Raw genomic sequence first — 24676 nt, 5'->3', positions numbered from 1 at the left:
GATCAGAATAACACGGTGCCAGAGACATGTTTGCTTGTTTCCGTGGTACTTCCATCATACGCTGTATGAATACTGGTAACGCGATAATAATATCCTGGCATAACGGTCCAATCCGATGCGGCATTCAGTAAGTTTGTATTCGTTGCATTGTTGGAACTCGTTTTGAAAGTTACCCATGCTGTTCCTGTCCAGCGCTCAAGTCGATAATCTACGGCAAGTGTCTTCATTGCTGTATATGTCATGGTCTTGGTATTGACGATAGCCGATAGTCCACCCCCAGGAATGACTGCACCGACCGCTTGATAGATATGTCCAAGTTCTCGAGTGTTAGCAAACGAATGGATGGATGGTTCTGGCGGTGGCGGAGCTGTAAGGGCACCAGAGGACACGTTGATCATCGGGCTTGCAACGGCTGGTTCGGACGTAGGTATAGCCAAGATTGTTGGCACCATTAACAAGGCAACAAGGGTTATTTTTAGTATAGATGCTGCACTCTTCGTTTTCATTTTCCGCATATTGATCCATCCTCCGGTTCCATATTTGATTTTGTGTAAGGGTATAAACGGACGGATCGGGTGACAGGTTTCAAAAAAAATTAGACGCTCCGATGTTTCTGTCGGCAGCGTCTTTTGTCTATGCTTGCATCTCCAGCATGGTTGAAACCTAAATTATTCCAGCCCGTATGTATTGGGTAATGGATACACGAAACCATATTAACCAACAAGATTTGCAAATGAGGGGTATAACTTGAGTAAATTTCAATCCAAATCCAGAAGGCATCGTCACAGCTCCAATCCGAATCAACTACATATCGAAGTTTCCGGCTCGTTCAAACGTTGGCTTGTTATCTTGGTGAGTGCGCTTACCGCAGGGACCTTAATATATTTCTTGGCTACAGCTCGGGAAAGCTGGATAAGCATGGGGATTGAACGCTATGTATTGCCCTTTATGATCTGGGGACTTGTACTGTCCCCCGTCCTTGCTTTTCTTTTACTCAAGCAGAGCGGACGAACCCTTTCCCATGTCAAATTTTTACGTGTTTTCGGGATTGCTTTCTGCCTTCTGCCTCTGGTACTTCTGTTTTATGTGTTACCCGTAACACTTGGCATGGTGAATGATCACCTGACCCAGTTTAAGCAAAATCCCGTGTTATCCACCATTAAGGTGGGGGACTACAATTCTCACGAGGTTACTTTTGTCGATACGCCTATGTACGCCATCATCACCATTAAGACACCGACAACAACCCAATCCACTCGAAAAAAGCTGAATATCCAGTATGATCTTGCTCCGGGAGAGAATGTTTACGTCACTTATAAGCGAATTTCTATCGAGAACAGCTTGGTCACGGAGAATCGTTACGCCGATATTGTCATTCATGCACCCAAAGAATCATGAACATGCAAAGAAGCTGTACGATGACCATTACGTCAACATACAGCTTCATTTGTTACAATTTCGATCCGGCTACGCGCCTTCTTCTTCAACCAACAGTTCCAGCTTAATCACATTCACTCGGGAAATCCGCTTATGCTCTGTCTCTTGAATGACAAATACATAACCCCCATACTCAACCGATTGACCGACCTCAGGTGGAATGGCATCTACTCTGGAGTATAACCAGCCCCCGATGGTATCGTAATCGGCACGATCCATCTCCAGTCCGAATCGTTCGCTGACTTCTTCAATCAGCATCAATCCATCAATAGAGTATTCCATCTCATCCACTTGTTCAATGACAGGACGCTCATGGTCGAATTCATCCTGAATCTCGCCTACGATCTCTTCCATGATATCTTCAAGTGTGACAAGGCCGGAGGTTCCGCCGTATTCATCAATCAAAATCGCAATCTGTGTCTTGCTACGCTGCATACGTTTGAGCAGATCACTGATTAGCGTGGTATCTGGCACAGCCAGGATGGGCCGGATCACGGAGATGGTATCCGTAAGTTGGGATCGCATCAGATCCTTAATGTGAATAAAGCCGATAATATGATCCTTGTCTCCGTTATATACCGGATACCTTGTTCGCATACTCTCACTGGCAATCTCCAGATTCTCCAGCATGGACTCATTGGCATTCAGACAGATCATTTCCGTCCGCGGAATCATAATTTCACGGGCGGTTGTATCCGTAAAATCAAATATATTATCAACAAGTGCTAATTCAGTGTTATCAATTAAACCGCTCTTATTGCTTTCTTTCATCAGAATGCGTATTTCATCTTCGCTATGTGCGGAGTCCATCTCCGAAGCTGGTGCCATTCGGAACAGTCTCAACAAGCCGTTAGCCATACCGTTCAGTGCCCATATGAATGGATACATTAACTTGTAGAAGAACGTTAGCAAAGCCGCAGACCACAACGTGATCGTCTCAGACTTTCGAATTGCCATCGTTTTGGGAGCAAGTTCTCCCAGTACAATGTGCAAGATCGTAATAATCACAAATGCAATGGCAATAGAGATTCCATGAACGTAGACTGGTCCCAGTCCCAATGCGGTAAACATCGGCTCTAACAGATGTGCAATTGCCGGTTCTCCCAGCCACCCGAGTCCCAGTGAAGCCAAAGTTATACCTAGTTGGCAAGCTGACAGATATGCATCCAGATTACGTACGATATTGGAAGCATAGATGGCATTTTTGTTGCCTGTTTCCACCAAAGCCTCAATCCGGCTTCCACGAACTTTCACCATCGCAAATTCCGCCGACACAAAGAAACCATTCATTAATACAAGTAAACCAATGATTACTAAATTTAAAATACTCGGTAAGGGGTCACTCAAATTTTCATCCTATTCGCCGTCATTCTTCGGCAAATAGGTCCACCTCCTTCGAAAATGTAGGATATTTGCCATTCTGCCGCTCATATGCAATTTCAACTTCCCAATGCTTCCACCTCCACCTTGTTCTGTCGAATAAAAAAGATATGCTTCTTTTATTATATAATTCTAAACTACACAGTCAATCCGTGTCCTATGACAACGAAATGGCACAAACGCCTTTTTTCTTTAACAAAAGTCTCGATTACGCTGTTTTTTTAACATTTCACAAACAATGATCTACCAGAACCAAACCAAAGAGAGCATCCTCGCTCATGCTTCCGCATGGCTGGATACTCTCTTTTTGTAATACGTTATTTCCTCAGATTCTATCCGTTAATTACGATGTCGACTCAATCTCCACTACGGTTTCCGAAGCGGTATTCCAACGCCATCTGGCTAGTTTCCCGCTTGGGTTATACAATCCACCAATCCAGAATTCATCCTGCTTCAGTAGTGCCCAATCGACTTCTCCATTCAACACCTGAATTCCGAGTTCCGTTAGCGACAGGACTCCGTCACGGAATTTTTCATCATGCTGCTTGAAATTAGGAAAAGTGGTTGCACCGGTCATCTGAAGAAGGGCATGAGGTCCTTCTGTCATTCGCTTCAGATGTGCCCAGTATTCAAGATCACCCATCCCGAGAATATGCAGCTTGTCCCCTACCTCGCGAAATAATGGATACGGATGCTCCACACCTGCTCTTATGGTCTCCAGTGTTGTCTGTTCAATGAGTCCCAGACCGTTCGATACAGATGGCAGACGGGACAAATGTGCCTTAAAGGCAGCTTTCGCAAAGGGTAGCGCAGAAGTGTCTGCCTGCAAGTAATTCAGATGATGCCGGAAATCAGTCGACGTATAGGCTTCCCAGAACTGCGCACCGGCTTGTAACTCGTTTTTCTCAATCACATGCCAACTGCCGGACAGACGTTCAATCTGTGTGGAGGTAAGCTGTCCCAGTCCTCTAAAGTGCTCAATCTCTGGATACGAGTCAATACAGAGCAGATTCAGTTTTGTATTCTGGAGTGCTTGTCCTCTGAAATAATGCAATAGATACGATAACATCGTCTGATCATAGAGATCGTATTCGAACCATAAAACAATTTCTTTGTATTTTTGAAACGAATGCACCTTGAGTTCAAGCTCCTCAATCTTCAAGTATTCCGCCTGTGGAATGCCCAACTGCTGCTCTAACACGGAAGCCCGATTCTGCCGCTCTTTCGTATCTCCCATCTCTTTGGCTACCGGGCCGAACGTATACAACTCTCTCCATACCAGGATGTCTCCCTGAATTCCACTTTCTCTTAAACGATTGGCAGCGTGATCCCCATTCATAATGTGTAACAATCCTTTTCCCCCTTCATACAAGTCACTGAATACAGACACCAGATCCCTTACTGGCATAGAGCGCTTAAGTTTGGATCGGGCATCGAACAGTCTTTTCTTTAATGCAGGTACCTTCACCCCGAGGAAATCCGATATTTCCTTGAGCGAGTATCCTTCCAAATAAAACAGTTCAACAGCAATCCGCATCGATGATGGCAGTATTGCAATAGAATCACGCAGCGTACGATGCATTTCGTTTTGCACCGCTTGTTTTTCCGGATTATGCGCCTGATCCTCTTCATGGAATACATGCTCCAGCTCCTGAACTGGAATCATGGTATGTTGCTTGCGTCTTAGCCAGCGATAACATTGCCTCTCCACGATCACCTTGAACCACCCGGGAAAAGCCTCAGGAGCTTCCAGCTTGGACAGATTGCCAAAGGCTTCAGTAAACGCCTCCTGTACGACATCTTCAGCCCAAAATGTATCTCCTAAACGATTGTAGGCAACAGCAAGAGCCATCCCGCGATATTGAGACATCAGTTGTGCGTAAGCTTCGGTTTCGCCCTTCATCGCTCCTTCAATCCATGAATTCAATGCTATGGACTCCCTTCATATAAGCATGCTGCTTGTTCTATTCATGTATAAGTGCCATGTTATCACCAAAAGGTTACGTATAACTCTAAACCTAGAGTAACCTCCGTATATATGTTTATGTAAAAAGCTGTCCTGTCTGCGGATTACCTCCACATTCAGGACAGCGAAGTAAATCAGTATGTGTTAGACATGTGACATGTCAGTTATCAATCAACATGATGAGGTGCCAATGATTATCTGCTTGGAGCTTGCGGGTAATTGCCTACTACGCCCGGATATTGATACAACAACGGCTCATCAAATGTAGCATAGTCGAAGTTGACCATCAACAGCATGATTCGTCTACCTGTCTTTGGGTCACTGATGATAATATGGTCACGTCCCGCTGCTTCAATGATACCTTGGAATATGCGAGCGTTCCATTCTTTGTTGCCTTCATATGTCATGTAGAATGTACCGAATTTACCAAGATTCAAACGTAAAATATTCTCAATGTATGACTGCTCAAACTGTGGAGCCGTTGTTGTAATCACTGCACCTGTTGGTGTCATTGGGCTTCCACTGGATACGAGTGGGGGTACACTTGTGGAGCTTGGTGATACCATCCCTGGCGTTGGTGACATGGCAGGCATTCCGTTACCGATTTTGTAAGACGTACCTTGAACCTGAGAATTGGCTTGTTGACCCAACACGGAATTCGCTTGCTGACCCAGTGTTTGAGTTGTTGGTTGATAAGGCTGATTAATCATGATGATTCCTCCCAAAATTTAATATACTTCCGGACAGTCTTCGCCTGAAGGACTGAAGAAACAATGCGCTTTGAAACGTCCTGTATTTTGCTGGTCATACCACGTTGCCGGACACTCGGCCACAGGTCGGAAGAACCACAATGAATTGCTGGCAGGCCAGAAGCGCTCTCCATTAATCACCCGTTGTGCGAGACGAATCTCGGACTGTCTTGCCCGTTGGTAAAAGTACCCCTTCTGTGTTGACTCGTAGCCTCCTGGATTCTGGAATACCATACGATTGATATCGCGAATATCCTTGAAATCCAGACAATCCACCAGCACCCGGTTCACACTTACATTGCCTACAAGCAACATACCCTGTTCGCCGTCACCTTCAGCCTCTGCCCTCATGAGCCTAGCCAGCAGCTTGACGTCCTCTGAGTTGGCTTTAATAACAGCCATAGTCTGTTTCCTCCCTTGTTTCAGCTGTTCATCACCGTACATCGTATTGTGCAGGAGCCCATTCGGTGACACGATTCCATCTTTTTTCCATAAAAAAAAGCCCGGAACCTCACCCAAGGTGAAGTCCCGAAGCAACTCGTTTCTTATAATACTCGCCTGTTCAGGGCTTGGCTTCAATCCAATAATCATAGGCATGAACAATGTTGCCTTGGTAAGCCTGATATTCGGCCAGCAGATCCGGAAGCTTGGCAAGCTGAAGTTCCATCTCCGCTGCCCCTTTTTCATAAAAAGAAATATGAGGACCTTCGTGGTTCTGCTTCATTTCGACCGAAATCATCAACCTTTTACCGATACGATCGGCGATCTCCATCTCCTGACTCACAACAGCAGCAATCCCATTGAAACCTTCGGCGTTGTTACGGAAAGCCATCAGCGACACATGATCGAGTGTACCGATCATAAATTCAGCCACAGATATATCCTTTCCTGGCAACGCGAAGCTATCCAACCATACAGCAAGGTCTGCGCTTGTTTCGAGATCACTGTCCTTCTTCGTTTCTTCCTGGAAAAATGTAATATTGGCAGCCCATTCGGTCAATAAGGTGTCCCGACTATTCTCCCACTCTGGCAAAGTGTAAGGCTCAATATCCAGATGGATGCCTTCAAATCGTTCATCCGGCTCGGATTCAGCATTATAGTTTTTCACATAATCAATCAAGCGCTGAATGCGTGGACGATTCTCCTTCTTGCCCCAGATGGGGTGTCCACCCATCGCATGGATCTCAATGCCCTGCGCTTTTGCCCGTTTCACAAAACTGCGATAGCTGGAATAGGGTTGATCCAGGTCCAACCGGACATACAACCAGTTAATATTCTGCTCTCTAGCAAATGCTAGTATGTGCTCTCCCCCGTCATTCGTCACCTGAGAGGCCTCCCAGATATACGTTCCCCGAATCTCTGGCTGATTGGATGGAATCTCCGGTGATGGCAGTTCCGACGGCTCCAGTTGTCCCCAGTATACGATGTCATGTACAGCAGAACCTGCATAGGAACTATGCTCGCCGAATGCGGAGGCAACTTCTTCAATAACACTTTCCAGTTGTGCTGCACCTTTCCCGGCAAATGACGTGAACTCCTCGCCAGGCATTGGCTTGGTGTTCAACCCAACCGTGACGCTCACATTGCTGGCATCTGCCCAGTTCATTTCCTGTTCAATCAAACGTATGATACCATTGTTCCCTTGCGCGTTGTCACGGTAAGCGAGTAAAGTGACATGCTCCACTTGTTCAATGAACCAACGTGACAATGGTTCGTTATCTGCATCCTCAGAAACTCTATTTCCTGTGACGGTATAGGAATCCAGCCAAAATGGCAGGTCAATATTCACTGTAACTGCGCCATCCTGTCTCACTTGCTCAAATAACAGATTCATATTGGCTACCCAGGATTGTACCAGTGGCTTAGCATCTTCTTTCCAGGCTGGTAACACATAGGGCTTGATATCCAGATGTATGGCATCAAATTGCTCGTTGGTCTCAGCAGCTTGATTGTAATCACTTACCCACGACGCTAATCTGAGCATGGGGCCTTCACGGCCACTGAGTGCCCAGGATGGATCGCCTCCCAGCGCTTCAACCGCAATACCTGCACGGCTTGCTTTGGCTATAAACGTCTGGTATACCTCCTTGGACAGCGTCATGTCTACATTCACGTACAGCCTGTTTATCTTATGTTTAGCTGCATTGGCCAACAGCTCATCTCCGTTGCTAACAGACTGTGCCTGCCATACCCAGGCCGCCCGTATATCTGCGCCATCAGCTTCAGCAGGTGACTCATTCCCTATCATTATCATCCCTCCGATCAGCAGTAACAGCCAAAATACCTTCCGGGATTGTTTCCCGAACATATACTCCCTCCATTCCTCTACTGTTGTAAAATCACATTTATTATAGCAACCGAGTTATTAAAAACAAATAAGCCCAAGTGCTTAACTTGGGCTTATTACTCTTATGTTGGATAATCTTAGGGCTTGCCCGAGTCAATCCCGGTTCTAGTCCTCATATATCATTTTTCGGGTCATGCCTCCATCAATAACGAGGTTGGTCCCTGTGACAAAGGTATTGCTTGGGTCAGACAAATATAAACAAGCACGGGAGATATCCGAAGGAACACCCACACGACCGGAGGGATGCTGTTCATGATCCTCCTTTTTCAATTTCTCCACGTCTCCTGTCTCAATCCATCCCGGACTGATACAATTGACCCGAATTTGGTCCTTGCCCAGTGAGACCGCCAGCGCATGTGTCAGAGCTACAATCGCTCCTTTGGATGCGGCATAAGCTTCGGTATCCGGCTCAGACATCAGCGCACGAGTTGAAGCCATGTTGATAATGGCACCCCCATGTTCATTACTTTTCATATGTTTGGCTGCTTCCCGACTCGCCAAAAAGCAACTTCTCACATTGGTATTGAGTACATCGTCCCATTCTTCCAGCGTCAGCTCATAGGGTGACTTCCACTTGGCGAGTCCTGCATTATTCACCAAAACATCAATTTGTTTGAATTCTTCCACGGTTGTCCGAAACAGATTCGTAATATCCTGCTCGCTCCGAACATCACATTGCACAAAGATGGCTTCTCCACCTTCATTACGAATGGAAGCTGCCGCTGCCGCCCCTTCTGCTTCCTTGTAGTCGGCAAGTACAACTTTGGCTCCAGCGACTGCATAAGCCTCGGCCACACTTCGTCCTATTCCCTGAGCGGCCCCGGTTACAACAACGACCTGATCTGTAAATGACATATTGATTGCCTCCTCTATGGTAATGATCCTTTGATCATAATCTTATTAAGCCTCTTCTTATATAAAAACACGTTAGGCCCATTAAGAAACGCTTGTCCAGTAAATAATCAAAAAAAGCTCACGCCATTCTGGCGCAAGCTGCTCAGTTTAACCCCGTAGGTGTTCAGAATATACGCGATTATATCGCTCGAAGCCTACATAACGCGTTCCTTTGAACGAGAGCCGTCCTTCATCCCCCTCAGCACACAAACCATACTCTTCGCCATTGACTTTGAATTCGAGCCGATCTCCACTTTCTACTTCAAAGGTGACGTAGTATAACGTTCGTGCTGTACTACCCGGTTCAGATTGCGACTGACTCATCTTCATCCGTCTGCTGGTGATACGTGAAGGCACGGTCAATAGCGGCTCCGAGTTGTTGCGTCCCCACCTCCATACCTCCTTTCCCATCGACAGAAGGACTATACCTATAATCAGAACAAATACAACCGGAAAGACGGTTCCAAACAAATCAAACATCCAGGATGATTCAATGCCCATGTCTCTCCCTCCGTTCATACAACTTAGGACAGCCGGAGTCTTGACCCGTCTCCTGTAATGTATATGCACGTAAACAAGGAACTTGTTATCCGGATTGAAATCGAACGGTGTGAAGGGAAAAACCCTCCGGCAGAATACCGAAGGGTTGCTTCATACGAAAAATAAGTACTATTTCATTATCTAATACCCTGCTGCCTAGCAGCCATGTTTTACTTAAAGGTTGTTGCAAATCGTTGATCCGACAATATAACCTGATTAACCTGTCCCTCTTTTGTCAGCATAAACGATGCACGATAGATAGCCAAATCATCTTTTTCCGCTTGCAGCGACTTCTCATCCAGGAATGTTTCCTTCTGAATATTATAGGCATAATCGATATTACGTTCAGATTCGACCAAAACATGTTCCTTGCCATACAGATCGAGAATCTCTTGATGTGTCATCCCCGCCTCTGCCCCGCGAGCGGTCTTAAAGTACCCTTTCGAGTCCTTATTCAAGATGATACTAACGACATTGGCATCCCTATAACCAATCGTGATTCCGTTATTGTATTGATAGGATTGACCCACACCGGTTGATGTTCCCTCACCGAGGATTTTCTCCGCCTCTTCCTGACTCATTCCATACGTAATCTTATCCTCACTGTCGGTCTTCGTCACAGCCAGATCCTGTTCTGAAAATTCATTTGGATTGAATTTGCTATCGCTGCAAGCCGTGATCATGATTAATAATAATGCCGCAACAACCCATGTTATTTTTCTCCAGTGTCCATTCTTCATGTACTCACCTCTGAGGCTTTTCCAATATTTTATCATATTATCTACTGAAAAAATAATTTAGTAGTGACGTTTTCACCATTCCTCAAAAACAAAAAGGGTATCCGATATGTACTTACTCCTGTACCATTATCCGCTCCAACTGAGATAACAGCCTCAGGTAAAGCACTGCTATCTCAGTTCAAGCAAACCCGTATTACCAATGTGGATGCATATTTAATAAAGCTGAGGAGAGTTTGCTAGCCTGTTAACGGATTCACGCTATTTGTGTGATCACAAGATGTGCCGATACAGGTCTTGTTCCGCCTGCAAGAGGCGTCATGGTTAATGCAGTGGAATTACCTGCTGGATTTCGTACGGTTAGAATTGAATTTATTACTGTTGTTTGCACGAGAGCCATTCCTGGCATCTGACTTGTACCTGTTGCCCGTCCCACTACTGAATTGAAAAGATCAGCACCATTGAGTGTTAACATAAGTTGCCCAGCTTCATTCATACTCCCCTGGAACATAACTAAATACGTACCAATGGCTGCCAAATTGAATGAACTAGGGCCCGTGCGAGAGATCGTCGTTCCACTTGTTGGACCATCTTGAGGGAAGTTAACATCTGCACCTGGAGCAACCGTTGCAGCATTATCAGGTGGCATCAGGGCGAAAAAGTCAGCGAACCCCAATACGCCTCCAGCTGCTCCTGTCGCACCTGTAACTCCTGTGGCTCCAGCGGGACCAGCTACTCCAGTCGCACCTGTCAGGCCTACTGCTCCCGTTGCACCTGCTGGTCCTGTCGAGCCAACTGCTCCAGCAGGGCCTACCGCGCCTGCCGGTCCTGCTACTCCTGTCGCCCCCGTCGGCCCAACAGCTCCAGGAAAACCTTGAGGTCCAATTGCTCCGGCAGGACCTGGATTACCTTGCGGACCTTGTGGCCCTACGGCCCCTGCTTCTCCCGGAATCCCCTGTGCTCCCATAGGTCCAGCAGGTCCGACCGGACCTTGAGAACCTACCGCTCCAGCAGGACCAGGCTGTCCCTGAGGTCCTTGTGGTCCAGGTGGCCCCCCCGCTGGTCCTTGAGCTCCAGTTGGCCCTTCAACCCCTTGTTTACCTGGAATACCTTGTACGCCCTGTACGCCTTGTATACCTTAGGGTCCTGTTGGTCCAACAACAGTAGGGGTAGATATATTCACTTCTGGAGGCGGACATTTTACTTGAACGAACTTTTTAACCACTTTTAATCGGCGGTCTTTTCTTTTAACTTTACACGGATGGCATGTTGCCTTTTTTCTCTTCACACGTTTCTTCACTTCTGAATGACTCACAGTGTGGACACCTCCCTATAGACATAGTTTAACGTACGTATGTAGATGAATAGATGCGTGGACGAACAACCATTTTAGTAAAAAACTCAGCTAATTCCCAGAAAAAACAATAAAATGGATATCACACCGCCCATACGGTTGATCTATTTTGTTCAAAACCATTAATTGAGTCGAGCTGGTTTACGTGAGGAGATTTGTTCAAAAAAACTCATGCCATTTGGGCATGAGTTGCTTGGTTTAACCACTCAGACGTTCCGAATAAAGCAGATTAGTTCGTTTAAAGCTAATAAATCATGCCCATTGAAAGAGAGCCGTCTTAAATCTGCGTCGGATGGACGACGATATAGGAGTTTTGAGAAAAAGGTAACCACGACCTCCATAACGCGTTGAGTTCACTTATGCTGATTTTTCGATTGTAATATTCTTCATCACAATTAATCTTGTGGTCTAACGATTCTGCCAAGTAAAAATGCGTTTCATCATAGCCAACGACGGGAACAAAATGCAAATAACGTTGTTTGGGATGTACTCTAATAAATAAAATAACAGGCACACCCTGGCTGATCTGTTTTTTCAACGTATTCACATTTCCTCGTAAGTACATTGCCTGATATCCTAGTTTTCTGAAAAAAACAACGACCGCTTTGGGATATACCGTCCCATCCAGTAATTTGCGAGGATAGGTTTCATATAGCTTTGTTCCGTTGGACTCCAAACCGAAATGTCTCAAGACAAACGCACTGGAAAATGCAGCGCATTCGTAGTTTTTCTGAATATCCAACTGATTTGAAGATTGAATGTAATATGTGCTCGGCACATTGACTGTGTACATGCGATCTTTCTTAGGGAAACTGAAATAAAGGGAGATCACCCAGAGAATAATCAACCAAAGTAATACATTGAGAAACAATTCGTGACCTCCTTCGTCTCATCAGACGATGTCTTTTAGATGTTCATTCAACACACCAGTTCTTTAGAACCCATTCTTTAATTTGTTCAGCTACTCCCACTGCTGTAAGCTCTGTCGTATAAATTGTTTGCATTGGCGGGTCAAACGTAGTTTCCGAATTCTGGAGTAACCAGTTGGCAAAACTTTTGTGATCTTCAACCAGGTTCTCGTCCACTTAGCGATATGTTATACGCAATCCTCAACCAATTCTCTTTGGCAATCTGCCAATCCACGTTATCGATGATATCCATGTCAAAGACGTCAAATTCGGGAAGTTGCTTGCGAACAAGCGAAGAGATCGTTGTTTTTCCTGTCCCACTTGCGCCTGTCACTATAAACAGCGGTAATTTTCTCATAACTAGCTCCTTTAGTTAAAATAAAATTTGATTTATTACGTTCTCCATTGATCTGCTTTCAACCCATAAATAATAGCGATATATAGGTAGCAGTATCCATTTGATATTTAAACATAGCCCACTCTCCGATTCATTTCATTTAATCACCGTTTTCTTGCTTTAATCACAAAGGATACAGGTAACATCTTCGCTCTTTTAAGGAGACTATCGCTATTATTATGTAATTGCATGATATCCTCATCGGATTCTTCTATCATTTGTTCAATGACAAATCCGGCTTTCGCTAACGCATTGACATAGGTTGATAGTTGACGATCAGCCAAGTTTAATTCACCCTGACAAAAGTCAGGAGATATCGCATACCACGATTCATCAGAATATGGCTTATTGAAGACAAATCTATCATTTTCTTCAACGACACATCTATGAATTGGATGAGACCAACTGAAAATAAAAATACCATCTTTCTTTAAATAAGAAGCGATTCGGCTGAAAGTACCTTCAAGATCGGTTGTCCAACCTATGGCATAAATCGAATACACAGCGTCAAAATAATTAGTAGGAATCCCACATTCCTCTTCCATGGGTGAACATATCAATGTTGCAGGAATTCCGTATGTTCTCAAGTGTTGTTGTGTCTTTTCTATCTGTTTCTGGGATATATCCATACCCCATAGCTCGCCAGCTTTGCGGTCTCCATGATACTGCAAGGATTGACCATTTCCACAGCCCACCTCTAACATCTTTAATCCTGAGACATCACCAAAAAGTTGGTGTTTTTCTTCTGAGTTAAATGCTCCATAATGTGGAAGCACGATTGCACTCAAAAAGTCATTCCCTTTTGTATCCCAATAAAAGCTGTTTGTTTCATAAACACTGTACTTGTTCATCTGATAGCCTCCTTTATACACTACATTCAGAACATCACTTGTTACCTTCGTTGAAATATGTAATCTACATCGACTCGTTTCATTGATTGAACTTCCTTTCCGGAAACTTTTAAATATTATTCTTATCACTGAACTCAATGCAAAAAGGTTGCATCTCAGGTTTTAAGCAATACTCTATTCTTTCTCTGAAGTTTTTCCATTCGACTTTTAAAATGGCTTCTTCGATCGGAAAGAAACCAGACTCTAAGCTCTCCGATGTTGTCGTTAATTCTCCTCCAATTGGTTTGGCTAGAAATAATGTGTTACATATTGAATTTTCGATATTTTGAAATATTCCACAGAATTTGATGATTTCAATGTCGATTCCGGACTCCTCTTTCGTTTCTCTGATCGCAGCTTGACTTAGGGATTCTCCTTCTTCTACTTGACCACCTGGCATTTCCCATCCTCTTCGTGGTCCTTTAATAAGTAATAATTCATTTTGTTCGTTGATCACGATTGCAGCGGCAGATAAGATATGTTTTGGAGGGCTCATTTATTCGACTCCTTCTAGAGAGATTAATATACGTTTGAAGAGCAATTTATAGCCAGACTAAAAGAAGTTATATATCCCATCTTCAAAATAATTATATTCTTCATCCGTTATTCTTAACTTTCCATACCCGTTATAAAATATTTCTCTATCTCTTTCATTATCAAACGCATTATGTTTCGGTCTAATGGCTAATGCTACATCATATCTTGGATCGCCATAAGCTGCTCCTGCCCAGTCAATAACTCCAACAATATTGCAATCATTAACTAGCACATTATCTATAGTGAAATCTCCATGAATGAGAGTGTTCTCTATTGGTTTGGGTCTTGCTTCTTTCAACTGTTGAAGTAGTTCTTCTGATCCGTCTACAGCAAAGTGAGTTAGATTATATTCTGCTTTGTTAAGCATTGTATCTAACCAAGGAGTGTTATTGTTCAATAATTCAACAGGACAAGAGCATTCATGTATTTTCTTTAAACAAAGCCCAAAGTTAAAAATCGCTTTTTCTTTACTTTGGAGGTCAGGCATCTTAGAGAGAAATTCTCTTAAACTTATCCCGTCAATATAATCCATCAGAAGCCATCTCGATGTGTCCTCAGTATGAAATGAGTATACCTTTGGAACAGGGAGTCCCGTATGGTAAAGGTATTGGAGCACCTTATATTCATCGGATAACCATTCATTATAAAGATCGTTTTCTGTCTTCTTGATGATGTACTTTTGATCGAACGTATCCAGAATAGCCACAGTAGAAGTATGACCTTGCTTAGGAAAAGTGATTTTCTGGACTTCCCCTATATGTTCTTTTATTTCAATTGGAAGATCTTGAATGTTCATAGTTTAGTCCTTTCTACAATTTCATGCCCTTTCTGATAACGTTCTCGTCGATAATTCCGCTCTAAAAGTATAAATCCCATCCCATAATAAAAGCAGCAAATAGGAGGGCCGACATGCCAGACATGATGTATACCGCCTTTTGCTTGTTACTGTAGCTTCTCTTCAGCAGTTTGTAGAACAACAAGACAAGATACGCCACAGCTAGAATCACATAAACCAGGTTCAAAATGAGATGTATGCGTAACGAAGAATAAGGGGCAAAGCCTAAGGCGCGCATGAACAATAGGATCGTATTTAAAATTAATGCCAGACTGGCAATATTAATAACCATATGATATTTATCAAATCCCGTACCTGGTCTTTCCCAGTTTTTTATTTTGTATTTAGATAACAGAATAAAATAGCCAATTATCGCTCTCAAACTGAGTAGGATGGCTACTGCAAGAGCAATAAAAGATGCTTTGATCAAGTTTATCGTTAAGTTGGATACGGGCAAAAAGTCATTATAAGGGATGGAGACCTTCTCAATAGCACCGTTACTCTCAACAACATTTGCAAAGTTACTAAGGTCAAATGTGGTATATTTCTGTAGACTTAACATCGAATATGCCTTCGTAAAACCGGAAACGACCCGGCGCGCAGGCAGATAATATCCTCCACTCTCAGATTCAACTGAATTCGTGCTGAAACTACTTCCAAACACCTTCTGGACAAGACCAACGTTATAAGCCATTTCATTTGACTGGTTTGTCATGACTACTAACCCAAAATTAGACTCCGGGTCAAAAACAAATTTACTTGAAAATCCCGCCGTACTTCCAGCGTGTTCCAGTGCAGGCACCCAGTACTCTACTTCAAAGAAGCCATGTGCAATTCGTGGAGTAGAAGTCCCATCGTAATATAGACTTGTTGACAGCATCTCGTCTAACGTGTCCTTGTTCTCAAACAATAAATTGCTACGATCCACAGGCATCAAGGCTGCGAGAAATTTAGCTGCATCCTCTGCTGTTCCAATGGCGCCCCCCGCAGGGTATAAGCTTATGTATGCTCTGTTCTTAGGAATTAGTTTCAGATTCGTAGTGTATCCTTGAATCTCATTTCTTCGTTTCAAGACGTTTAGATTATCATACTGTGACGGGTGAATCGATGTGTCTTTCATGTTCAGTTGTTTAAATATATGTTCGTTGACATATTTGTAAAAGGGTTGTCCGCTTTGTAATTCAACGATGTAAGCAGCCATAGCGGTACCATAGTTTGAATAAGCAACAACACTCCCAGGTTTATTGATCTGCCTTGGTTCAAATTTTTGTAAAGCTTCACCTAATTCCACAATATCACTCTCGGATGAATACCATAAATCGATCAATCTATCCTCCCATCCTGCGTTATGATGCATAAGGTTCATTAGGGTAATGGGAGCATCGTATTCAAGCTTCTTTAGAAATCCTTCCGGCAAATAGTCCTGAATATCAGTATCCAAATCAAGCTTTCCCTGTTCTACAAGCTGCATAACACTCGTCCAGACCAATAATTTAGAAGTTGAACCCCATTCAAATACAGTAGAGGTGTCTGCCTTTCTCTGTTGCTCAAGATCTGCGTATCCATAGGCCTTATTCACAATAGTCTCACCGTTCTTGATAGCTACAACCGAAACGGCAGCGGTATTCTTCTGATTCGTGGCCACATATGAATCAATCGTTTCCTCTAACGACGACAACGCAATTCTGGAGGGCGTAGTCTCTACATTCTCTACCTCAGCGTTTACAGGTACCGCACATGTCGTAATGATGAATGCAAGTATCAGAACACAAGCGATTACTTTATTAACATAGTAATATTTTCGATTAATCTTCATTAGCTATCCCCTTATTGTTCTACTATAGTTTTCGTGCCTATATCACATAGGTTGCAGGGAGCATATTTGCTTTATTGGCAAAATCATCATTCTGCAGTCGCATCAATTATCAAAGTAACATTTTTTAAAAACAAGTCTATCCTCTTCTGCAGCAATACATTTGTGGATGACAAAAGTTGTCCTTTGGTATCCCAAAACAAACCATTGGTTTAATGAATACTACGTTTATCCATGTCACCTTCCTCCAAACTAAGAGTCAATAAACAATTCCACATTTTGATTAATTTACCTTAATTATTTCTATAATAACCCATGCTGCAATATTTGCGAAGTGAATTTAAAGCGTATACATTTCTCTTTAAATCAAAAAGAACCCTCCCGCAGGAGCGTTCTCCGTGATTGATCCGTGTATCATTAGCCTAAGCGTACATTAGATCCATATACCCGCGAGTTACATCTCCACCTTCGGCTGGTTCGGGCTGGTCTGCCTGTGCGTGTTCTGCCATGCAAGCCTTCACTGCTTCCTCTGTTGTACAACGATTCGCATCGTCACATGTGTAGCATAATTGAAGCATATATCTGGTTAATTCATCCGCCTGCGTGAATTGAGTTTGACCGTTGGTTCTCATCTTCATCACTCCTTCTCTTGTTGAGTTAAATATATCACCTTCTAGTGGATTTATTTGTGATTTATTTCACAAACTAAGCAAAAAAAGAAAAGGAACCCTTAGGCGCCTCTCCTTTCTCCTATCTATTCACATCGATAACACTCTACTTTAGAGTACTTTCCAATGAACACCGCCATCTACCGTTTGCAATAACAACGATCTTTTGGCATCTGTATTTTCAACCAATATCCAGCCAAGCTTGGGGGTGACCATCTGCATCTTCACAATTTCCGGATAATCTTCGAGAATTTTCTCCAGTACACTGCTTGCAGGAAGAGCGCTCCACGTTTTGCCCGCATCCTTGGTGTGGTAGGTTATGCCCTTTTGCATCGCCCAACCTTCCGATGCGTTCAGAAATACTGGTGAAAGGTTACGATTCGGACCCGTTTGTTTGTTTAAAGTGAAATTGGACAGCTTCCAGCTCTTTCCGCCATCGGTGGTAAAGAATCCATTAAATGTCGTGCTCTCCCCTTGAGAACAGGACATTGACATCCAGGCTGATTGCGCTTCACGTCCAAAAAATTGTGGTGAACTAACACTGAAATTACCACACCCGTTGAATTTGTTTCGATCAAAGAAGGATGGTCCAGTATTCCAGTTCTCTCCGCCGTCTGATGTTACATACAACTTCGGTGTGCCGAACTCCAGCGCTGTTAAGAAACCATGTTTTGGATCCGAGAAAGTCATGCCCGTGGTGTATCCACGTTTGGAAATCTCTTCTGCTTCCTGTTTGCCATCTTCATCACTGGATGACATCCGATTCCAGGTAATTCCACCGTCCTCGGTGAAGTAAAGTTTCTTGTCCTGTTTACCAATAGCGGTATCAACCGTGGTGAGAATCCAGCCTTTCTCAGGAGATACAAATGAGATCGCAGTCACTTTATCCGTCTTGGACAGAGAAGACAGGCTCCAAGTTACGCCCCCATTGTTGGTGCGAAGCACCATGGTATCTGTTCCACCCATACCTTCACGAACAATCCAACCATGTGCACGATCTACAAAATAAATGCTTTGTCCATATTTAGGGTTAGCCGGAAACTGTACATTTTCCGAAGGTGAAATATTGGTCCAGGTCTTTCCCTGATCCTGAGTGTAGTACAGGCGCAGCGCATTCCGCGTCACACCCCACGCCAATCCTCCGTTGTCATTGAGCAACTGAAAATCGGTCAAACGGGTCTGTATCTGGTACTTAGCCATATCTGCAGATTCTGTACTGTTCACAGGGGGAACGACAGTTAATGTCTGCCCTGTATTCCCGGCGTCCTCCTGCTGCTGCGGAGGTTCTGCTACCGGAGGTTGATCTGAGTCGGTGCATGCAGCCAATACAGCTGCTATACCTATAGACAGCAATGCTGTCTGCGCGATTTTAATCCATTGCAAACGCAAGTGGGTTCCACCTCTCTCATCCAATATACAGGCGCGCATGCCTGTCCTATGGCGTTTTATTTACGATTCATCAGAATCCACTGCTCCTATTCTACCACAAACCTTATGTAAAAGGCTCATTGCCCACTCATGGTCGGCCCGCTCCCTTTTTCCAGCTCATACTCTGGGCTATAGGTCGCACATTTATTGCCATTAATTTTATCCTAAACTGTTTTTCGACGGAATAATTGGTAAAAAGACATGAAATGTGAACTATTTTATAGACAACACTCGCTTTATATTCTCTAATCCCTTAATATGGATGGGAGTATAACCCAAAAAGGAGAGGATATTGAACATGACAAATAGTGCAGCTCTGAAACCAAGTCGTGTCGTGATTGTAGGCATGGGTGCGGTGGGAACAACAACGGGATACACGCTAATGTTGAGACAGCGTTCGTCCGAGTTGGTATTTGTGGATGTGAATCATGATAAAGCAACCGGCGAAATGCTGGATATGAACCACGGTCTTCCATTTACGGGAGGCGTGAAAGTATGGGCTGGCGATTATTCCGACTGCAAAGATGCAGATATCATTATTATTACAGCCGGTGCTTCCCAGAAGCCGGGCGAAACCCGGATTGATCTGCTGAAGAAAAATGCAAGCATTTTCAAAGATATTATTGAGCGCATTACTGAAGTGAATTCTCATGGTATTTTGCTGATTGCAACCAATCCTGTAGATATTTTGTCCTATACTTCGTGGAAACAAAGCGGATGGCCTGCTTCCCGTGTCATCGGTTCAGGTACATTGCTCGATAGCGCACGTTTCCGTTACCTGATTGGTAAGAATAAAGGGATCGACCCGCGTAGTATTCACGCACACATTATTGGTGAGCATGGAGATTCCGAAGTACCGGTATGGAGCCTGGCTAACGTTGCAGGAACAGATCTGGAATTGGATGAAGAAACACAACAGGATATCTTCGACCGTACCAAAAATGCTGCGTATGAGATTATTAATGCCAAAGGAGCGACTTCCTATGCAATCGCCCTTGCTCTGGACCGCATTGTAGCTGCAATTCTCGGCAACGAAGGCTCCGTTCTGAACGTATCCACGTACCTTGAAGATTACAATGGTGTATCGGATGTTTATCTGGGTGTTCCATGTGTTGTCGATCGCAACGGTGTACGCGAAATTCTGCCTCTTCCGTTGAATGAAACCGAAAAAGTGGCTTTCCAGGCTTCTGCTAACAAATTAAAAGAACAGATCGCTGGACTCGAGTAATTCAATCGCGCAATCATTCATATCGTGAACGATTCAGCACGTTAAAAGTTGTAAATTAAGATATCTGTCTTAGCCAAAAGGGCCATTTGTTTCTTCTAAAGAGAAGAGGCGAATGGTTCTTTTGTTTGATTTCTATTATAGGCCTATTTAGATATCAGATTTTAGTTTACATAATATTAATTATGTTTAAATCTCCACCATCCAAATCAATAACAAAAAAAGCCTGTCACTTGGACAGACTACTTTTCGGATTAAATATTGGCTTTTTTCTTCTAATATGTCGGAAGTTTTACGTCCAGCAGAGCCATAGCCTCTTCTTTCTCCCTACTGGTGACGTGTGTGTACACGGTTGTTGTTTGAATCGATGCATGACCAAGCAGTTCCTGTACCGTACGCAAGTCGGCTCCACGCCGTAACATCATGGTCGCGAACGAGTGACGCAGCTTATGACTGGAGTAGTTTTGACGTTGATTGGCTGGTGATTCCTGCTGGAAGCGTTCAAAGGTTTCCGTAGATATGAGCTGGATGCTGCGAATCGACAGTCTCTTCCCTTTTTGCGAGACAAATAACGCTTCCTCTTTTGGCCGCCAAGGATCGAGACGCTCAGCCATCGCTTGAGATAATACTTTTGCCACAGTCTCCGGTACAGGGAGTGAGCGCCATTTACGACCTTTACCAAATACATCTAATGTACGCCGCTCCGCATTATAGTCTTTGCAATCCAACGCATGCACTTCTCCAACCCGTAATCCCATATACCCCATCAATAGAAAAACAGCCAGATTACGTGTACGATACTTGCCTTCTACCGACTCCAGGAAACGTGTCAGCCCACTTTCATCAAGGAAAACGGGCGCACGGTTTTTCTCGGTTTTGGATTTTTTGATCCCAAACGCCGGATTATTGGTTAACAATTCGAGTTCAATGAGGGACTTGTAAAAACAGTTCACCGCCGCATGTTTGCGATTTCTCGTGGCATCACTAACCCCACGCTCCCGGGCACGGGACAGAAAAGACAGCACATGCAGCTTTTTGACCTGCTCCAGTGACTTCCCTTGAATGGAGACCAGGAATTCCACTACGTCACCCGTGTATGATTTTACCGTATGGCCTGTATATCCGGCATCCTTCATCCATATGTGAAAAGCTTCTAGCTCGTCCGCATATTGCTCCTGAATCTCCTCGGTCATCATCTGTCTACGTCACCTCAATTCGGTTCTTTATAAATTGACTAAGATTATTTACACGGGCACTGCGATGACAGAACAACCTTCTTAAGCTGAACAGAGCCCCTAGGCTTCATCCACAATGACAACGTCGATCAGCGGAATGATCACTTCGGGTTTGCCTTGACTACGGGTAAGTACAAACGATGGCAATGGATTCTCGTGCAGGCCATTCACGGATTCACAGATCTGAGTATATAAATCCATGTGCAACGTCTCGCCTTCACCAGCCACATCAATAACAGGCCAATCGTTCTGAACGCAGGCAGGCCAGTAAGCTAGCTCATTCGCAGGTACGATACTTAATTGTTGAATGGACGGATCGAGATGGTAGATCCCTTGCCGTTCAGGTTCATCGCCCAGCTTGTCCACGGCGAGTATTCGAGCAGACTGCTCATCTGGTGCAGAATAGAGTGAATAACACCACGGAGTCACGCCCCAGGCAATTGCCATCAGCCCCTCATCCAGCAAAGTATCCGACAAGTTTCCTTCAGCAAATTGTTCGATCAGATTATGGTTACCCGGTCCCATCAGTTCCTCTACACGTTCAGCGAGTCGAGGCAGGTCAGCGAGAATAAATCCCCCTCTGCCATAGGAGTCAAACACATGATGGTTTCTGCTCCACACAGCTTGAGATGGTGAACTCAACGACGCTGCTTCTGCCGGGAAAAGCGATATATATACGGTGATAACTTGCGCATACTTAACCATTGCAAGTTGTTCAGGTTCGAGTGTACCTTCAGCAATACGAGGTGTTTTCATATGCAGGGAGATTCGAAGTTCGTATTCCCCCTCTGTAAATACTGACCAACCAAGATTAACAGACTGTTCAACGCCTTCAATAGATGCAATGGAGATTGAGCTATCCGGTTTCAGGTTAACAGCATACTGCACGTATGCCAGCTCCTGACCATAGATGATATTGGCATCCTGACGATTGACCGGTGAGTCCAACTGTTGTGCAATGACAGATACTTTACGTCCATCCTTCAGAAGGCGCTGCGGATCAATATCTAACTGTAGGTCACCTGCACCTCCTGATTGTGAAACAACTAATTGTGCCTCTGCAAGTACGGATGAGTCAGCTAATGCAAATCCAAAAGCTGCATTTTGATGATCTGAATTCGTATGTAATGGTGTGTTCATGATACATCCCCTCTCTTATGTCTGATGGCATGTCACATCCCCAAATATATTTCATATTTGGCTTAGCCGCAACCCCGCCCCCGTGATTAAGTTCGTCACGTCCCTTATTACTTACCCATATATGAAGAAAATCCCAACCTTCCCCTGCTGTTATCATCCTTTATCTTTCTATATAAAAAAATCCCCATCCCGCTTCGCCTAAGCGATACGAAATGAGGAAAAATGAAGATATTCTCGGTTAAAGATGTTCTCGACTAATCTAATTATCCTTTGCTCTGAAAGCACTCGAGATCCGGCGTTTCGGATTCAGATGACTGTAATGCCTTCCATACGCAAAGTAGATAATTAATCCAATGATCAACCAAGCAAAAAACGTAATCCATGTCAGCGCTGCAAGGCGTGTCATTAAGTATACACAACCCAAGGCACTCAGAATCGGAATCAGCGGCACAAGTGGAACGCGAAATCCGCGTTTGAGATCCGGGTTATTTTTACGCAATACGATAATGCCCAGACTTACAACTGCAAAAGCAAACAACGTTCCGATGTTCGTAAGCTCCGCCAAATGTCCCAACGAGATGAACCCGGAGAACAGAGCCACGATAATGCCTGCAACCCATGTCCCTACCGCAGGTGTCTGACTCTTGCCACTAACTTTGGAGAAGACAGGTGACAGCAGTCCGTCACGAGACATGGAATAGAGCAGACGTGTCTGACCATACATCATGACCAGCAATACGGTCGTAATGCCGGCAATCGCTCCAAGAGATACAATCCAGGACAATCCCTTCAATTGAACAAATTCAAATGCAAACGCAACTGGATCACTTACATTCAACATGTTATAAGGCACAATCCCTGTGAGGATCAATGATACAACAATGTAGAGAACGGTACAGATTGCCAGTGACGCAATAATTCCAATCGGCAAATCCCGTTGTGGCTGCTTAACTTCTTCTGCCGCTGTGGAGACCGCATCAAATCCGATGTAAGCAAAAAATACGGTTGCTGCTCCAGCTGTTACACCTGAGATACCAAAAGGCAAAAATGGCTGCCAGTTGGTTGGCTCTACATAGAAAACACCTACACCAATGAAGATCAGCACCACGATAATTTTAATCGCTACCATGATGCCATTAGCACGAGCCGCCTCCTTCACCCCTCGGGTAAGCAGAAAAGTGATAATTAACGTAATGACCGCAGCTGTGATGTCAAAATAAGTTCCCTTTTCCGGGCTGAACGCACTCGTAAGAGCATGTGGTAACTCCAGCCCGAATCCGGACAACAACGTTTGAAAGTATCCAGACCATCCACTGGCTACCGCCGCACTCGCAAAACCATACTCCAATATCAGATCCCATCCCAGAATCCAGGCAATCACCTCTCCAAAAGCCGTATAGCTATAGGTGTACGCACTGCCCGAGGCCGGTATGCTTGAGGCAAATTCCGAGTAACATAATGCCGCGAATGCACATATGATACCTGCCAGCAAAAATGACAGTACAAGTCCCGGGCCGGCATACGTTGCGGCAGCTACACCAGTCAGCACAAAAATGCCCGTACCAATAATGGCACCTACCCCAAGTGTGGTTAAGTCCAACGGACCGAGCGCCCTTTTCAATGCACTGCTGTTATCACCCGCTGAGGCAATTGGTTTTTTACGAAATAATGAAGATCGTTGTTTGTTCTCACGCATAGTCATGTTCCTCTCGTCATGAATCTTGAATGTGCTATGGATGTAGCAGCGATTGGATGGCTTCCCAACTGTTCTATGAAAAAGTCATTTGTTCTATCTTATCGATCACCTATAAAAACCTATCGAATTCTACACGTTATCGCGTTGCTTGGTTAAATTTATTTTTGTAGATCACTTATTTTGTTCTTTTTCCGCGAAATTTATCATGATCTGTTGCACGTGGTTGAATATGAAAATCGATTTAAAACAAAACTGCGTATAATTTATATTATGCGCAGTTTTTATGAGCCTATTTTTCCGTAAAAAACATCTCATATACCTTGTTATCTGAAGTTAAGAAAAAGAGAGCTCTTTTCGTCTTTTTCCGCTGTATCTTCCTCCCTTATCCTGTCTAATTCGACGATATGAAGGCATGTAAAAGAGCCACATATCATTATGCGGCCCTTCATTTCTTACTATAGGTAGAATTGTATATAAAAATACAAACTGACTTCATTTCA

Annotated in this window: 23 protein-coding genes; 2 read left to right on the top strand and 21 right to left on the bottom strand. The window is 44.1% G+C overall.

What is annotated here, in order from left to right; translation table 11 throughout:
- Positions 1–2: 2 nt before the first annotated feature.
- Complete coding sequence (locus tag PAEAM_RS10390; RefSeq protein WP_100527433.1) at positions 3–515, bottom strand: hypothetical protein; 513 nt, start codon at positions 513–515, stop codon at positions 3–5.
- A gap of 232 nt (positions 516–747) precedes the next feature.
- On the opposite strand from PAEAM_RS10390, the gene PAEAM_RS10385 reads away from it, so the two are divergent.
- Complete coding sequence (locus PAEAM_RS10385) at positions 748–1398, top strand: hypothetical protein (RefSeq protein WP_100527432.1); 651 nt, start codon at positions 748–750, stop codon at positions 1396–1398.
- Between the two features lie 69 nt (positions 1399–1467).
- Here the strand turns inward: PAEAM_RS10385 and PAEAM_RS10380 are convergent, their stop codons facing one another.
- From PAEAM_RS10380 to PAEAM_RS10300, 17 genes are all read right to left on the bottom strand, one after another.
- Positions 1468–2784 (bottom strand): hemolysin family protein, encoded by a 1317-nt coding sequence (locus PAEAM_RS10380; protein ID WP_100527431.1) that lies wholly within the window; start codon positions 2782–2784, stop codon positions 1468–1470.
- Between the two features lie 376 nt (positions 2785–3160).
- Positions 3161–4744, bottom strand: a complete 1584-nt coding sequence (locus PAEAM_RS10375; protein ID WP_100527430.1) for a sigma-70 family RNA polymerase sigma factor — start codon at positions 4742–4744, stop codon at positions 3161–3163.
- Between the two features lie 233 nt (positions 4745–4977).
- A complete protein-coding gene (gene gerQ / locus PAEAM_RS10370; protein WP_036613981.1) occupies positions 4978–5436 on the bottom strand; it encodes a spore coat protein GerQ in 459 nt (152 codons plus the stop codon).
- A gap of 75 nt (positions 5437–5511) precedes the next feature.
- Positions 5512–5934, bottom strand: a complete 423-nt coding sequence (locus tag PAEAM_RS10365) for a cell wall hydrolase (RefSeq protein WP_076217086.1) — start codon at positions 5932–5934, stop codon at positions 5512–5514.
- 160 nt (positions 5935–6094) lie between these two features.
- Positions 6095–7780 carry a hypothetical protein gene (locus PAEAM_RS10360; RefSeq protein ID WP_133120427.1) on the bottom strand — a complete coding sequence of 562 codons (1686 nt, stop codon included), beginning with the start codon at positions 7778–7780 and terminating at the stop codon, positions 6095–6097.
- Between the two features lie 204 nt (positions 7781–7984).
- On the bottom strand, positions 7985–8734 hold the full coding sequence (locus PAEAM_RS10355) for a glucose 1-dehydrogenase (protein ID WP_017688133.1): 750 nt from the start codon (positions 8732–8734) through the stop codon (positions 7985–7987).
- A gap of 147 nt (positions 8735–8881) precedes the next feature.
- A complete protein-coding gene (locus tag PAEAM_RS10350) occupies positions 8882–9274 on the bottom strand; it encodes a DUF2500 domain-containing protein (RefSeq protein ID WP_100527428.1) in 393 nt (130 codons plus the stop codon).
- Positions 9275–9483: 209 nt separating this feature from the next.
- Positions 9484–10053, bottom strand: a complete 570-nt coding sequence (locus PAEAM_RS10345) for a hypothetical protein (RefSeq protein ID WP_100527427.1) — start codon at positions 10051–10053, stop codon at positions 9484–9486.
- Positions 10054–10306: 253 nt separating this feature from the next.
- Positions 10307–11017, bottom strand: coding sequence for a collagen-like domain-containing protein (locus tag PAEAM_RS32475; RefSeq protein WP_100527426.1), 711 nt, complete (start codon positions 11015–11017; stop codon positions 10307–10309).
- A 664-nt stretch (positions 11018–11681) separates the two neighbouring features.
- Positions 11682–12146: a C39 family peptidase gene (locus PAEAM_RS10335; RefSeq protein WP_243391294.1), complete on the bottom strand. Its 465-nt coding sequence runs from the start codon at positions 12144–12146 to the stop codon at positions 11682–11684.
- A 323-nt stretch (positions 12147–12469) separates the two neighbouring features.
- Positions 12470–12670: a DEAD/DEAH box helicase family protein gene (locus PAEAM_RS32260; protein ID WP_243391293.1), complete on the bottom strand. Its 201-nt coding sequence runs from the start codon at positions 12668–12670 to the stop codon at positions 12470–12472.
- Between the two features lie 143 nt (positions 12671–12813).
- Positions 12814–13560: a class I SAM-dependent methyltransferase gene (locus tag PAEAM_RS10325; RefSeq protein ID WP_100527424.1), complete on the bottom strand. Its 747-nt coding sequence runs from the start codon at positions 13558–13560 to the stop codon at positions 12814–12816.
- A 109-nt stretch (positions 13561–13669) separates the two neighbouring features.
- Complete coding sequence (locus PAEAM_RS10320; protein ID WP_100527423.1) at positions 13670–14095, bottom strand: NUDIX hydrolase; 426 nt, start codon at positions 14093–14095, stop codon at positions 13670–13672.
- A gap of 57 nt (positions 14096–14152) precedes the next feature.
- On the bottom strand, positions 14153–14932 hold the full coding sequence (locus tag PAEAM_RS10315; RefSeq protein ID WP_100527422.1) for a phosphotransferase family protein: 780 nt from the start codon (positions 14930–14932) through the stop codon (positions 14153–14155).
- Between the two features lie 61 nt (positions 14933–14993).
- Entirely contained in the window at positions 14994–16787 is a 1794-nt protein-coding gene (locus PAEAM_RS10310) for a serine hydrolase domain-containing protein (RefSeq protein ID WP_100527421.1), read from the bottom strand.
- Positions 16788–17206: 419 nt separating this feature from the next.
- Positions 17207–17416 carry a hypothetical protein gene (locus PAEAM_RS10305; protein WP_100527420.1) on the bottom strand — a complete coding sequence of 70 codons (210 nt, stop codon included), beginning with the start codon at positions 17414–17416 and terminating at the stop codon, positions 17207–17209.
- Between the two features lie 147 nt (positions 17417–17563).
- Positions 17564–18841, bottom strand: coding sequence for a WD40/YVTN/BNR-like repeat-containing protein (locus PAEAM_RS10300; RefSeq protein WP_165789872.1), 1278 nt, complete (start codon positions 18839–18841; stop codon positions 17564–17566).
- A gap of 337 nt (positions 18842–19178) precedes the next feature.
- Here PAEAM_RS10300 and PAEAM_RS10295 point away from each other — a divergent pair, with 337 nt between their 5' ends.
- Entirely contained in the window at positions 19179–20108 is a 930-nt protein-coding gene (locus PAEAM_RS10295; RefSeq protein WP_036613729.1) for an L-lactate dehydrogenase, read from the top strand.
- Positions 20109–20380: 272 nt separating this feature from the next.
- Here PAEAM_RS10295 and PAEAM_RS10290 read toward each other — a convergent pair whose 3' ends face one another.
- The 3 genes from PAEAM_RS10290 to bcaP all read right to left on the bottom strand — a co-directional run bounded on the left by PAEAM_RS10290 (position 20381) and on the right by bcaP (position 24176).
- Positions 20381–21301, bottom strand: coding sequence for a tyrosine-type recombinase/integrase (locus tag PAEAM_RS10290; RefSeq protein ID WP_047843346.1), 921 nt, complete (start codon positions 21299–21301; stop codon positions 20381–20383).
- Between the two features lie 99 nt (positions 21302–21400).
- The gene (locus PAEAM_RS10285; RefSeq protein WP_100527418.1) at positions 21401–22480 is read right to left on the bottom strand and encodes a hypothetical protein; all 1080 of its coding nucleotides are present in this window, start codon (positions 22478–22480) and stop codon (positions 21401–21403) included.
- A 259-nt stretch (positions 22481–22739) separates the two neighbouring features.
- Complete coding sequence (bcaP, locus tag PAEAM_RS10280) at positions 22740–24176, bottom strand: branched-chain amino acid transporter BcaP (RefSeq protein WP_100527417.1); 1437 nt, start codon at positions 24174–24176, stop codon at positions 22740–22742.
- Positions 24177–24676 lie beyond the last annotated feature (500 nt).

Source organism: Paenibacillus sp. GM1FR (genome assembly GCF_002803315.1).
GTDB classification, from domain to species: Bacteria; Bacillota; Bacilli; order Paenibacillales; family Paenibacillaceae; genus Paenibacillus; species Paenibacillus amylolyticus.
This window is presented reverse-complemented; position numbering and strand designations above follow the sequence as displayed.